This is a genomic window from Roseibium aggregatum, from assembly GCF_014692675.1.
GTDB classification, from domain to species: domain Bacteria; phylum Pseudomonadota; class Alphaproteobacteria; order Rhizobiales; family Stappiaceae; genus Roseibium; species Roseibium aggregatum_C.
On record NZ_JABFCZ010000021.1, the window covers coordinates 1 to 12,282 of the forward strand.

Annotated in this window: 14 protein-coding genes; all 14 read right to left on the reverse strand. The window is 60.2% G+C overall.

Annotated elements, in window-relative coordinates:
• Nucleotides 1–126: 126 nt before the first annotated feature.
• Entirely contained in the window at nucleotides 127–921 is a 795-nt protein-coding gene (locus HK439_RS18255; RefSeq protein ID WP_190292911.1) for a DNA polymerase beta superfamily protein, read from the reverse strand.
• Between the two features lie 34 nt (nucleotides 922–955).
• On the reverse strand, nucleotides 956–1,789 hold the full coding sequence (locus HK439_RS18260; protein ID WP_190292912.1) for a suppressor of fused domain protein: 834 nt from the start codon (nucleotides 1,787–1,789) through the stop codon (nucleotides 956–958).
• Nucleotides 1,790–2,153: 364 nt separating this feature from the next.
• Complete coding sequence (locus tag HK439_RS18265) at nucleotides 2,154–2,906, reverse strand: TIGR02391 family protein (protein WP_190292913.1); 753 nt, start codon at nucleotides 2,904–2,906, stop codon at nucleotides 2,154–2,156.
• 93 nt (nucleotides 2,907–2,999) lie between these two features.
• The gene (locus HK439_RS18270) at nucleotides 3,000–3,782 is read right to left on the reverse strand and encodes a succinate dehydrogenase iron-sulfur subunit (RefSeq protein ID WP_190292914.1); all 783 of its coding nucleotides are present in this window, start codon (nucleotides 3,780–3,782) and stop codon (nucleotides 3,000–3,002) included.
• Nucleotides 3,783–3,841: 59 nt separating this feature from the next.
• Nucleotides 3,842–4,687, reverse strand: a complete 846-nt coding sequence (locus HK439_RS18275; RefSeq protein WP_209011924.1) for an FkbM family methyltransferase — start codon at nucleotides 4,685–4,687, stop codon at nucleotides 3,842–3,844.
• 15 nt (nucleotides 4,688–4,702) lie between these two features.
• Nucleotides 4,703–6,529 carry a succinate dehydrogenase flavoprotein subunit gene (sdhA, locus tag HK439_RS18280; protein ID WP_190292915.1) on the reverse strand — a complete coding sequence of 609 codons (1,827 nt, stop codon included), beginning with the start codon at nucleotides 6,527–6,529 and terminating at the stop codon, nucleotides 4,703–4,705.
• A 5-nt stretch (nucleotides 6,530–6,534) separates the two neighbouring features.
• A complete protein-coding gene (gene sdhD / locus HK439_RS18285; protein ID WP_190292916.1) occupies nucleotides 6,535–6,918 on the reverse strand; it encodes a succinate dehydrogenase, hydrophobic membrane anchor protein in 384 nt (127 codons plus the stop codon).
• A gap of 11 nt (nucleotides 6,919–6,929) precedes the next feature.
• Entirely contained in the window at nucleotides 6,930–7,328 is a 399-nt protein-coding gene (sdhC, locus tag HK439_RS18290) for a succinate dehydrogenase, cytochrome b556 subunit (RefSeq protein WP_190292917.1), read from the reverse strand.
• A gap of 243 nt (nucleotides 7,329–7,571) precedes the next feature.
• Nucleotides 7,572–8,477, reverse strand: coding sequence for a glutaminase (locus HK439_RS18295; protein ID WP_190292918.1), 906 nt, complete (start codon nucleotides 8,475–8,477; stop codon nucleotides 7,572–7,574).
• A 37-nt stretch (nucleotides 8,478–8,514) separates the two neighbouring features.
• The gene (locus HK439_RS18300) at nucleotides 8,515–9,207 is read right to left on the reverse strand and encodes a sulfate transporter family protein (protein ID WP_190292919.1); all 693 of its coding nucleotides are present in this window, start codon (nucleotides 9,205–9,207) and stop codon (nucleotides 8,515–8,517) included.
• Between the two features lie 101 nt (nucleotides 9,208–9,308).
• Complete coding sequence (locus tag HK439_RS18305) at nucleotides 9,309–9,695, reverse strand: hypothetical protein (protein WP_190292920.1); 387 nt, start codon at nucleotides 9,693–9,695, stop codon at nucleotides 9,309–9,311.
• A 126-nt stretch (nucleotides 9,696–9,821) separates the two neighbouring features.
• A complete protein-coding gene (locus HK439_RS18310; protein WP_190292921.1) occupies nucleotides 9,822–10,883 on the reverse strand; it encodes an acyltransferase family protein in 1,062 nt (353 codons plus the stop codon).
• A 163-nt stretch (nucleotides 10,884–11,046) separates the two neighbouring features.
• Nucleotides 11,047–11,655, reverse strand: a complete 609-nt coding sequence (gene recR / locus HK439_RS18315; protein WP_190292922.1) for a recombination mediator RecR — start codon at nucleotides 11,653–11,655, stop codon at nucleotides 11,047–11,049.
• Nucleotides 11,656–11,894: 239 nt separating this feature from the next.
• Nucleotides 11,895–12,215, reverse strand: coding sequence for a YbaB/EbfC family nucleoid-associated protein (locus tag HK439_RS18320; RefSeq protein WP_190293016.1), 321 nt, complete (start codon nucleotides 12,213–12,215; stop codon nucleotides 11,895–11,897).
• Between the last annotated feature and the right edge of the window lie 67 nt (nucleotides 12,216–12,282).

Here is a 12,282-nt window from a genome sequence, read left to right on the forward strand (position 1 = left end):
CAGGCTGCACACGTTCTTGCCAAGATCAATTCCAAGTACAAAAATCGACATCGGTCCGTTCCTCTCTACCTCAAATACAGAGCAATCCTATCGGATCGCTCCGGAGAGGGGCGGGCCATCCCATAATCACACCTCGGGCGCCAGCTCCCGCGACCAGTGGCGCCAGAATTCGTCTACGATGGGCCCGCGATCGGACGCGGAGGGTACGGCAGAACTCCAGGGTTCCAGACGCTGAAACGTGGAGAAGAGGAAATCCGCCAAGACCGGATCCAGAAGACCGGTGCCGATTTCCCCGGTTTGCGCCTTCAACCGGAGCAGCTCGTCGATTTTTTCCGAGACACGCTCCGGAATATCCGCCGCCGCCCGCAATTCATGAAAATTCATCGGAGCGACGGATGCATCCGGATTTGCTTCCAGCCAGAGAATGGCCATGAGCGGCCGGAGTGCATAGAGAACCTTCTTGAGGGCAACCGGTTCGGTCGGAGGGATGAACCGTTTCATCTGGTTCTGCGCCAGATGATAGTAATGCTTGCCGATCAGTCCGCGATCACACACTTCGGCTGCCAGCTCCAGCGCGGCGTTTCGAAAGGCCCCGTCCTCCTGATAGGCAAAGGTCGACCTGAGCCATTCGACAATCACCGCATTGCCGGCAAGCATCAGCCGCAGAGCCTTGGAAAGTTCCCAACCGTTGATGTCGAAGACTTCGGTCAGCGGTTCCTCGATGACATCCCGCTGCGGGAAAAGCGTAAAAGTTTCGGCAAGCGGCCGGACATAGACAAACCGGCAATCGTAGTCGCTGTCCGGAGACGGAAATCCCCAGGCCCGGCTGCCGCTTTCGATGGCAAGCGGAATGGCAATCCGCTCCTGCGCTTCCAGCGCCTTCAATCGGGACCGGATTTCAGCAACAATCGTCTCGTCCATGGGAACCTGATGGTGAGAAACCTTTTGGAGCGCCTTATTTTTTGGTCAATCCGCGAAGAAAGTCCAAAACCTTATTCGTCCGGACAACGCTCGGACGGGAAATATCAAGCAGCTCGTTTACGCCGGCACGATCGAAGGCATCGGTCAAGACGTCAGTTCCCTGCTGCAACTTGACGTCTCTTTCGTCATCGTAAAGGAACACCACGCTCAGGAACGTAAGGTCGCGGCCGTTCTTCAGCTTCATGTTGATTTGCTCCGGCCGCCAATGCACCGGCACCAGAATGAGCGCGTTCGAAAGCTTCGTATTGCTGGAATAGGGTTCGGCGGGATCGCCATTCGGAAAGGAATGGCCGTACCAGATCCAACTTCCGTACTCGTGCGGAAACCTGGCCAGCCACTGCAGCATTTCGACGGGCCAGAATTTTTGCTGGTCCTCGACCACATCAGCTGCAACCAAACCCTTCTCATCGGCAACAAACCAATCCTCGGGAAGCAGCAGGACGAGTTCGGCAAGTTCCACCCCTTCCGGATCCTCCAGGCCGTCCGGAACCGTCATCGGCAGGTCGCTCATCCCGCTCGTCACCAATGTCCACCATTCCTGTCCCGGCCGCGGCGGAAAATACAGGACATCGATGTGGACCTTGTCGGAGTCCGTTTCGTGGAAAACGCCCGTGTTCTCGCCGAGAAAGCCTTCCAGGAAATCCGTGATCTCGTCCAGGTTCCTGCCTTCTCCTTCAGGCGCGCGAAACTCGTATTCGTGACCTTCGTACCGATGGATTCTCGATCCGCCGGGCGTGATCTCATCCTCGGACATCGCCCCTCCCGCGCTCATGATCGAAAAAAACACTCCCAGAAGGCCGAAGGCCATTCCCTGGAAACAACGATGCATCATGAGGCGCCACTCTATTTCCAGTATCAGAAAATCAAATCACTCGTTTTGGGAACAATGGCTTACCACGCCCCATCATGCAATTTCGAAGTTCGGAAGATCTGGAGGCAGCAGGTTCGGAGGTGGCAGACGCCGCCCACCGAAGCCGGAATGTCAGTATGAGACAGGACGCGAAAGCAGAGGGCGTTCCGCCGGTCATTTCGGCCGTGACCTCCATCAGAACCTTGATACCGGGCGGCACCAGCGCTTCACCGTAAAAGGCGTTCGACTTTTAGAAATCAAACCGCGAAACCGTTGTGATCGAGAATGCCCATCACCATTGTTCCTCGGGATCGGTTAGACTCTATGATGCAATTCCTACTTCTTCTATTCTCGCATCGACAATGCGCAGCAAAAGATTTGCCAACATAATAATTTCGAACGCTTCGGCAGGGTTATCCAATTCAATATCTTTATGAGAATGAGGATTCTTGAAAGAGCCGATTGCTCCTGCGAATAGGTGCGCCCGCATTTCCCGTTCAGCTTCTTCCATGGTTAGATCGGTCAGCGGGCCTGCAGTTTTGTCAAATGCTTTCCGCATTAGTGGAACACCGATCATGTCAGTAAGCCCGGACGCCTCCCGCACTGCAACTTCTACAGCCTTCATTGCTTGAAATACCGCAGTATCGTACTCGCCGCGCATGAAGGACATCCAAACAGAATTTGCTATGCGTCTATTCAGTGTCTCTTTTGAAAGCCCGCGAGCAATACTATAATTTTTAAACTCTTCAGGGTTTTCGAACCTATGGGCTCTGCGACTTAGCACTCGCCATCCATTCTGGCCATTTATGCCAGGCACTGGCACAATGAGCGCTTGAGCTTCCAACCATGCCCAAGCCTCAGAAATAGCTAAATTAATGTCTTCTTCAAAAGCTCTATCATATTTCGGATGAGCCGCAGTTCCGTTACCCCACACCTCACCAGCCAAATTGTATGGGTGAAATTTCTCTCTCCCTTTCGCTTCACGCAATAGGAACAGCATTATTGAAGCTAATTCTTCTGGCTCTAAGGAAATTAGAACTTCGGGATCAGGAACCGTTTTTGGAAGTTGCCACATCAAGGACATACCTCGGTTAGCTTATGTCTAGCATCAAACATAACAAAAAAGCCGCCCGGAGGCGGCCTTCCTGAATGATATTCCTCGGCGCGATCACACCCGCCGTTCGACCATCATCTTCTTGATCTCGGCAATCGCCTTGGCCGGGTTGAGACCCTTCGGGCAGGCTTGCGAGCAGTTCATGATGGTGTGGCAGCGGTAGAGCCGGAACGGGTCTTCCAGGTTGTCCAGGCGCTCGCCGGTGGCTTCGTCGCGGCTGTCGATCAGCCAGCGGTAGGCCTGTAAGAGGATGGCCGGGCCGAGGTAGCGGTCGCCGTTCCACCAGTAGCTCGGGCACGAGGTCGAGCAGCAGGCGCAGAGGATGCACTCGTAGAGGCCGTCCAGCTTGGTCCGGTCGTCGTGGGACTGAAGCCATTCCTTTTCCGGCGCCGGAGACACGGTCTGAAGCCAGGGCTCGATGGAGCGGTGCTGGGCGTAGAACTGGGTCATGTCCGGCACGAGGTCCTTGACCACCGGCATGTGCGGCAAGGGATAGATCTTGACCACGTCGCCGGCGACCTCGTCCATGCCCTTGGTGCAGGCGAGCGTGTTGGTGCCGTCGATGTTCATGGCGCAGGAGCCGCAGATGCCTTCGCGGCAGGAGCGGCGGAAGGTCAGCGTCGGGTCGATCTTGTTCTTGATGTAGATGAGCCCGTCGAGCACCATCGGACCGCAGTCGTCGGTGTCTATGAAGTAGGTGTCAACGCGCGGGTTCCGGCCATCGTCCGGGTTCCAGCGGTAGATCCGGTATTCGCGCAGGTTGGTCGCGCCGGCCGGCTTGTCCCATACCTTGCCTGCCGTCACCTGGGAGTTCCGGGGAAGCGTCAGCTGAACCATTTTTCATCGCTCCGCGTTTGGGCCCGCTTTATCGCGTCCGGGCCACATCTGTGCGGCGTTCAGGCGGGAAGCTCGAACACCGTGTTGTCATTCGTTACGCCGGCGGCGCGGTAGCCGAGGGTTTCCAATTCGGAAACACAGTCCTCGGCCCAATGCGGCCGGCAATTCGTTTCAAGCATGATGACCCGCGGCCAGGCGGACCGATCCGTATTGCGCAAAAAGGGAAGGACCACCCGGTCCTCGAAGCCTTCCACATCGACCTTGAGCACATCGACCTTGTCGAGACCTTGCTCGGCCAGCACATCCGCCAGCGGACGCACCGCCACTTCCTTCGGGGACCAGTCGCCGGCCCATTCGCCGGTGGTCAGGTCTTCCACAAGGGTGGCAAAGCCGCAGTTGGAGGGCTCCAGCCAGAGCGACAGGGTGCCTTCGGTTTCGCCGATGGCGACCCCGGCAAGCTTCACCTGATCCAGGCCGTTGGCCTTGATGTTGAAGGCGAGCTTCCGTGCCGTTTCCGGGTTGGCCTCGACTGCCAGCACCTGCGCGCCGCGGCTTGCGGCGAACAGCGTGTAGCTGCCGATGTTGGCGCCCACATCCACAAACGTGATGCCCGGCATCAGGTAAGGGCGCAGCAGCTTGTGCTCGTCCTTTTCCGGCAGCCGGCCCTTGGCCAGGATCTTGCGGTCGTCGTAGTTCTGGCCCGGATAGATCCGGAACTTCAGGCCATCGGCCTCGGTGTCGTAGGGTCCGGTGAACAGACGCGCCACCAGGGCACGGATCCGCTTGCGCAGGGACGCCGACAGATCGTGACGATCCGCCAGCTTCCAGGCGTAGCGGACGAGCCCTTCGGCCTTGTAGGTGCCGAAGGGGCTTTCCGTATCCATGATGGCAGCCGATGCGCTCACGGGACCTGCCGCTCCTTAGTAGACGCGCGCCTTTGGCGCGATCTTCTTCGGGTCGATGCCGCCGTCCTCAGGCTTGGTCAGCGGTTCGGTGACCACCGGACGGTACTCCAGCTTGACGTCGCCGGCCTCGCTCACGCGGGCGAGCGTGTGCTTGCGCCAGTTCTCGTCGTCGCGGCCGGCGAACGGACCGTCCTTGAAGTCCTCGCGGGCATGGGCGCCACGGCTTTCCTTGCGGGCTTCCGCGCCGAACACCGTGGTGATGGCGTTGGCCATCAGGTTTTCCAGCTCCAGCGTTTCCACCAGATCGGAGTTCCAGATCATCGACCGGTCGGTGACCTTGATGTCCTTCAGCTCGCCCCAGATTTCCGTCAGGCGCTTGCAGCCCTGCTCCAGGCTTTCCTGGGTGCGGAAGACGGCAGCGTCTTCCTGCATGGCGCGCTGCATCTTTTCGCGCAGGTCGGCGGTCGGGATCGTGCCGTTGGCGTTCCGGAGCCGCTCGAAGCGTTCCATGATCTTTTCGCAGGAGGCTTCGTTCGGCGTCGGCACGGCCGCCTTCCGGTCGATCACCTGGCCGGCACGAATGGCGGCGGCACGGCCGAACACCACAAGGTCGGTCAGCGAGTTGGAGCCGAGGCGGTTGGCGCCGTGCACCGAGGCGCAGGCGGCTTCGCCGACGGCCATCAGACCCGGCTGGATGCGGTCGGGATTGTCGGCGTCCGCGTTCAGCACTTCGCCCCAGTAGTTGGTCGGAATGCCGCCCATGTTGTAGTGGACCGTCGGCAGGACCGGGATCGGCTCCTTGGTCAGGTCGACACCGGCAAAGATCTTGGCCGATTCGGAAATGCCCGGGAGACGCTCCGCCAGCAGGGCCGGATCCAGGTGATCCAGATGCAGGAAGATGTGATCCTTCTTCGGGCCGACGCCGCGGCCTTCGCGGATCTCGATGGTCATGCAGCGGGAAACCACGTCGCGGGACGCCAGGTCCTTCGCCGACGGTGCATAGCGCTCCATGAAGCGCTCGCCTTCGGAGTTGGTCAGGTAACCGCCCTCGCCGCGCGCGCCTTCGGTGATCAGGCAGCCGGCGCCGTAGATGCCGGTCGGGTGGAACTGCACGAATTCCATGTCCTGCAGCGGCAGGCCCGCACGGGCAACCATGCCGCCGCCGTCGCCGGTGCAGGTATGGGCCGAGGTACAGGAGAAATAGGACCGGCCGTAACCGCCGGTCGCAAGCACGACCATCTTGGCGGAGAAGCGGTGGATGGTGCCGTCGTCCAGGTTCCAGGCGATCACGCCCTGGCAGACGCCGTCGTCCGACATGATCAGGTCGAGCGCGAAATACTCGATGAAGAATTCCGCATTGTTGCGCAGCGACTGGCCGTAGAGCGTGTGCAGGATGGCGTGGCCGGTCCGGTCCGCGGCCGCGCAGGTGCGCTGCACGGGGGGGCCGTCGCCGAAGTTCTGCATGTGGCCGCCGAACGGGCGCTGGTAGATCTTGCCTTCCTCGTTGCGCGAGAAGGGCACGCCGTAGTGTTCCAGCTCGATGACGGCGGCAGGTGCCTCGCGGGCGAGGTATTCCATGGCGTCGGTATCGCCGAGCCAGTCGGAGCCCTTCACCGTGTCATACATGTGCCACTGCCAGCTGTCCGGCGTCATGTTGACCAGAGAGGCGGCGATGCCGCCCTGTGCGGCAACGGTGTGGGAGCGGGTCGGGAAGACCTTGCTGATACAGGCGGTGCGCAGCCCCTGTTCGGCCATGCCGAGGGTCGCACGCAGGCCAGCGCCGCCGGCACCGACCACGACCACGTCGTAGCTGTGGTCGACGAATTCATATGTGTTGGCCATCAGGGTCAGCCTCCAAAGCCGATTTTCAGCACGGCAAAGATGCAGCCGAGGCCGATGAATGTACAAAAGAACGTGTTCGCCATGAGGGACAGGACCTTCAGGCCCTCGCCGTGGACATAGTCCTCGATGATGACCTGCATGCCGAGCTTCATGTGATAGACGCCAGACAGGATCACCAGGAGAAGGACGATCGAGACGATCGGGTTCTTCAGGCTGGAAATGACGTCCGCATGGGAAGAGCCCTGCAGGGCGATCACGAGAATGACGAAGAAGGAGATCAGGAACACGTTGGCGAAGGCCGTAAGACGCTGTTTCCAGAAATGATCGGTGCCTTCCTTGGCGGAGCCGAGGCCGCGAACCTTGCCAAGAGGGGTGCGCATATCAGTCATTGTCTTCTCCCTCAGCGAACCGCGTAACCGATGATCCAGAGCACGATCGTGAGCGTGACCGAGCCGATGATCGTGGCGCGCGCCAGCCATTCGCGGGCCTCGCGGCCGAAACCCGCGCCCATGTCCCAGATGAAGTGGCGCAGGCCGCCGAGCATGTGGTGCACGAGGGCCCAGGTGAAGCCGAAGAGGATCAGCCGGCCGATGAACGAGCCGTAGATCCCGTTGACGAAATCGAAATAGTCCGGACCGGCCGCAGCGGCGATCAGCCACCAGGCGAGCAGGATCGTTCCGAAATAGAGGGCTGCGCCGGTGATGCGGTGCAGGATCGACATGACCATCGTCAGGATCGGCTTGTAGATCTGAAGATGGGGCGACAAGGGGCGGTTGCCCCGCAGGTCGGCATTCGACATGGAACTTCTCTCCCGTACGACGCCTGCTTACGTTTACGTTAGCGTAAGCAATTCAAGGCGTTGTCCAAATGCGTTCTAGCGCCAAGATATCGTCCCGTCAAAGCATCCAATGGATGAATTTGAATTGTTTTTGACAGCCGCGCTTCAAAACTTCACGCGATACAAACTTCCGGGCAAACTTCCAGGCAACTTCAGGGTACGCTTCCGGACACGTAAAAGCGTTGCACAGAACGAAGGTAGTGCTCAACCGAAGACTGACCACCCGGTCTTCCTGGCGAACATTTCCATTGCCTCGGTGCCGAGCTTGGAATTGCCGTAGCGATTGAGCCCCGGCGACCAGACCGCGACCGAGGCCTTGCCCGGCGCAATCGCGAGAATGCCGCCGCCGACACCGCTTTTTCCCGGCAGGCCGACACGGAAGGCAAAGTCGCCGGAGCCGTCATAGTGGCCGCAGGTCATCATCAGCGCCGCGATCCGGCGCCGGCGTTCGCGGGACACCAGTTTGGGCGTGTCGTCGGTATCGATCAGGAACCGGCCGGCCAGGGCAAGCTGGCGGCAGCTCATCTCGATGGCGCACTGGTGGCAATAGGTGCCGTAAACCTCGTCCACACCGGAGTGAAGATTTCCGAAGGACGCCAGGTAATGCGCGAGCGCGACATTGCGGTGCCCCGTCGCTATTTCGGAACGGGCGACCATTTCGTTGATGTGGATGTCCTCGTCATCGGACGCGGCGCGCACGAAGCGCAGGAGCTGGCCCAGGGCTTCTTTCGGCCGCGACCCGGCCAGGTAGATATCGGTCGCGATCAGCGCGCCTGCATTGATGAAGGGATTGCGCGGGATACCGTCTTCGCGCTCCAGCAGCAGAAGCGAATTGAAGGACAGGCCGGAGGGCTCGCGGCCGACACGGCGCCACAGCTGGTCGCCGACCTTGCCCAGCGCCAGCGCGAGAGCGAAGACCTTGGAGACCGACTGGATGGAAAACGGCACCTCCGCATCGCCCGCCGTATAAACCTCGCCATCCGCAGCGGCGACGCACATGCCGAACTGGTGCGGATCGATCTTGGCGAGCTCGGGGATATAGGTGGCCACGCCGCCACGCTCAGGGGAGAGGCCGATGTTTGCGTAGATGTCGTCCAGGAGATCCTTCATGCCGGCCCGTCAGCAAGATTTCGCCGCGGCCTTGCGGCTATCTGCTCCCAGCTTCTCCATATCGGGCGGCCTGTCCAGCGGAAATCTGCTTGAACACATGCATCATGAAGACGGTGGCAAAGATGGGCGTGATCAGGTTGAGGATCGGAACAGCCAGAACACCGGCGATGACCAACCCGCCCATGAAGACGGTCCCATTACGCGCTTTACGCAGGCGTTTGGCTTCCTCGACCGGCATGAAGCGGGTGGCGGCGAATTCGAAGAATTCCCGGCCGAGCAGGTACCCGTTGACCACGAAGAAGGCGACCAGGTTGATGCCAGGGACCAGAAGCAAAAGCAGGGCGAAGATGTTGCCGAGGATCACCACGCCGGTGAACTTGATGGCCAGAAAGATCGACGGCATCAGGGCCATGGCCTTGCCCGGCGGATCGGCCGGATAATCCCGCGTCTCGACGATATCGGCGATCTCGTCCTGGAACAGGCCGGCGAACAGGGCCGAGACGGGGGCGATCAGGAAGCCGAGACCGATGATGGCGCCGACCCCGGTCAGGATCGAGAGCGCCGTGTTCAGCCAGGGATAGGGAAGGTCGACGAAGCCTGCGACCAGCCCCTCGAGCCCGATCCAGATGACCAGAAGAACCGCGAGGGTGAAGCCCAGCATTTTCCAGAAAATGGCCCGGAAGGGCTTTTCGAAGACCTGGCCGAAGGCGCGGGAAGCGGCTGAGAGCATCTGGTTCCTTGCTCGGTTTGAAACGGACAGCCCCGACATAAGTGCGAAGCCAATGGGGTGCAAGGGTCCTGCGGAAAGAAGCCTCGACCACCGGATAGGCCCTAATAAGGAGCTGGTTTCATGCCTTCGTACTCCCAATTAAAATGCTTCCTGAGGCAATCCATCCATTGCTCGAAACGATCCGAGGCACAGCGGTCGACAAGAGCCAGGATCTGCGCTTCGACTTCATCCGGATCGAACCGCTCACATTTTATGAATTTCCAGCTAGCCTTCTGTTTACCCGACTGTCTGACGTTATACCGGTCGCGGCCACACAGGATCGTTATACCGAAGTCGTCGCCGTAAAACTTTCCGGTGTCGTTAATTGTCAGCCGGGCGAGCATCGTCAGGTCATCGGCTGGCGGAATTTCCCGAATGTCAAAAATGGGTTGAAACCCATTGCCCGCATAACTGAATTCCCATCGAACGACATAGAGTTTCCCGGTCACGTTTCCCCCTAAAACGCAGTCACCATCTGTACCGATTCAAGAGCAAACTCATCGGTACAGTCAAGCTGACCACCTATGCGTGGTCGGACCGGCGAAAGGTCTGACTTTAGGGAAACCTGCTCGACCTTACCTTGGCTGCACCAGAAAAGGCGCATGCCGGTAGTGCCGCCACAGGCCGATCAGCTTCCTGCGGCACAGTTTCTCGATCAGGTGATAGCTGGCGAACGCACTAGCGTAGGCGGCGGCGACCGCGATCAGGACGGCGAGCAGGTTCGGCAGCCTCGACCCGATCAGCCGCATCACCAGGAACATGACCGGCACATGCAGGAGATAGAGCGAGAAGCTGATCTTGCCCGCCAATGTGAAAATGCCCGAGCCGAGAACCGCATCGGAAACCGAATTGCCGAAGGCGGCCAGAAAGACGACGACGGCGGCGCCGAAGGCGGTCGTCAGGCTCCAGAACTCGGCCTGCGGCGACACGATCGTCCGGTAAAGCAGATAGAAGGTCAAAAGGGCAAGGCCGACAAAGCCGGTCGCGGGATGATCGAACCGCTGCCGCGCCCGTGCGAACACCCGTCCCGCGATGACGCCGAACAGGAAATAGGGAAGCTTTGACGTGAGCAGGATGCCCGGCCCTGCGAGGCCCGACAGGGTACAGAGAACCACGAGAGCGGCCGTCAGCAGGGGAACCCACCGATAGCGTTCCGGATTTTCCAGCCAGAGCCAGATCAGGAGAAAATAGAAATAGAACTGGATTTCCGGAGGGATCGACCAGAACACCCCGGTCGAGCCGATCATCAGAAGATGGCGGGCGATCTGGACCGGGCCTTCGATGGGCTCGATATAGCCGAGGCCCGGCAGGGCGCTCAGAAGCGTCACCAAGATCACCGAGACCATATAGACGGGAAAGATGCGTGCGAACCGGTGAACGATATAATCGGGCGCATCGAACCGGCGCCCGCCGTATAGAAATGCCATCAAAAACCCGCCGAGCGAGAAAAAAATGGCAACAGATTCGCCCCCGAGCCCCACCGTCAGCCACTCCGGGGTGAACCGCGGTGCCAGGAACAGGTCGAGATGGCTGACGACGACGAGCGAGGCGACCAGACCGCGCAACCCGTCCAGATTGGAAATCCGGGCGGGGTCGGCTGCCTTCCGGCTGTCCGTATGTGTCGCTTCGAAACTCACAAAAAACGCTCAAGCTTGCCGCCGGCTGACGGGGAGACGGTCATCCTCTTCTGAAAAGGCCGGGCGGCGCGCAAGACGTCATCGGGTGCCCGAACCTCCTCAAAGGTTAAAGCCCCGTTAACAATTTATTTCAAATGATTGTCGTCCCTATGGTTAAGGCCGCTCAGAACTGCGTGCGGGCCTTCAGGGCCTGGGCAAGTGTGCCCTCGTCGAGATAATCGAGCTCGCCGCCGACCGGGACGCCGTGAGCCAGGCGAGTGACCTTTACGTCAAGGTGAGCCAACTGGTCAGTGACGTAATGGGCCGTCGTCTGGCCTTCGACAGTGGCGTTGATCGCCAGGATGACTTCCTCGATGGCCTCGCTGCCGCAGCGCTCGATCAGCGCGGCGATGTTGAGGTCCTCCGGGCCGACCCCGTCAAGCGGCGACAGTGTACCGCCGAGGACGTGATAGCGCGCGTTGATCGCGGCGGCCCGTTCCAGGGCCCAGAGGTCGGCGACGTCTTCGACCACCACCAGAACGGACTGGTCGCGGCGCGGGTCGGAACAGATGGCGCAGGGGTCGGAGGTGTCGACCGTGCCGCAGACCGAACAGATACCGATCTTCTCCACCGCCACGCCCATGGCCTCGGCGAGCGGCACCAGAAGCAGGTCCTTCTTCTTGATCAGATGGAGCGCGGCGCGGCGCGCCGAGCGCGGCCCCAGTCCGGGCAGCTTCGCCAGAAGCTGGATCAGCCGCTCGATTTCCGGTCCGACGACCTTGTTCTGCGCCATAGTCAGTTCATTTCCCTAGGCGGCGGTACCCAAAACCACTGCCGGATCCCCTCACCCGGGCCTGCGGCCCGACCTCTCCCCCCAATGGAAGTAAAAAAGGGGGGGAGAGGTTAATTGAAGCAGAAATCGAGGCTTGGCCGAGATATCCTTCTCCCCGAGGGAGAAGGTGGCCCGAAGGGCCGGATGAGGGGTGACAGAGCCTGCCGGCCTCCCAACCCGATCGACAAGCCTCAGCAAATTCAAAACGGCAGTTTCATTCCGGCCGGAAGGCCGAGGCCGCTCATCATTTCCTGGGTCTTTTCCTGCATGGCCTGCTCGACCTTGGCCTTGGCCTCGTTGTGGGCGGCGATGATCAGGTCCTCGAGGATTTCGACGTCCTCTTCCTTGAACATGGCCGGATCGATCTTGACGGCCTTCAGCTCGCCCTTGCCGCCGATCTTCACACTCACCAGACCACCGCCCGCGGTGCCTTCGGCCTCGATTTCGGCAATCTCTTCCTGCAGGGAGCCCATCTGCTCCTGCATCTGCTTTGCCTGTTTCATCATCTTGAGGAAGTCCATGGCCTCATTCTCCATCTGATGCGCCTTGCCCGGTCCGGGCAATCTTTCGGGCAGGCTTAGTCTAATG

Coding starts and splice junctions, on each gene's coding strand:
- HK439_RS18260 (WP_190292912.1), bottom strand. CDS start 1,789: ATGGCCTTCGGCCTTCTGGGAGTGTTTTTTTCGATCATGAGCGCGGGA.
- HK439_RS18320 (WP_190293016.1), bottom strand. CDS start 12,215: ATGGACTTCCTCAAGATGATGAAACAGGCAAAGCAGATGCAGGAGCAG.
- sdhC (WP_190292917.1), bottom strand. CDS start 7,328: ATGTCGAATGCCGACCTGCGGGGCAACCGCCCCTTGTCGCCCCATCTT.
- HK439_RS18270 (WP_190292914.1), bottom strand. CDS start 3,782: ATGGTTCAGCTGACGCTTCCCCGGAACTCCCAGGTGACGGCAGGCAAG.
- HK439_RS18295 (WP_190292918.1), bottom strand. CDS start 8,477: ATGAAGGATCTCCTGGACGACATCTACGCAAACATCGGCCTCTCCCCT.
- HK439_RS18265 (WP_190292913.1), bottom strand. CDS start 2,906: ATGTGGCAACTTCCAAAAACGGTTCCTGATCCCGAAGTTCTAATTTCC.
- HK439_RS18255 (WP_190292911.1), bottom strand. CDS start 921: ATGGACGAGACGATTGTTGCTGAAATCCGGTCCCGATTGAAGGCGCTG.
- sdhD (WP_190292916.1), bottom strand. CDS start 6,918: ATGACTGATATGCGCACCCCTCTTGGCAAGGTTCGCGGCCTCGGCTCC.
- HK439_RS18300 (WP_190292919.1), bottom strand. CDS start 9,207: ATGCTCTCAGCCGCTTCCCGCGCCTTCGGCCAGGTCTTCGAAAAGCCC.
- sdhA (WP_190292915.1), bottom strand. CDS start 6,529: ATGGCCAACACATATGAATTCGTCGACCACAGCTACGACGTGGTCGTG.
- recR (WP_190292922.1), bottom strand. CDS start 11,655: ATGGCGCAGAACAAGGTCGTCGGACCGGAAATCGAGCGGCTGATCCAG.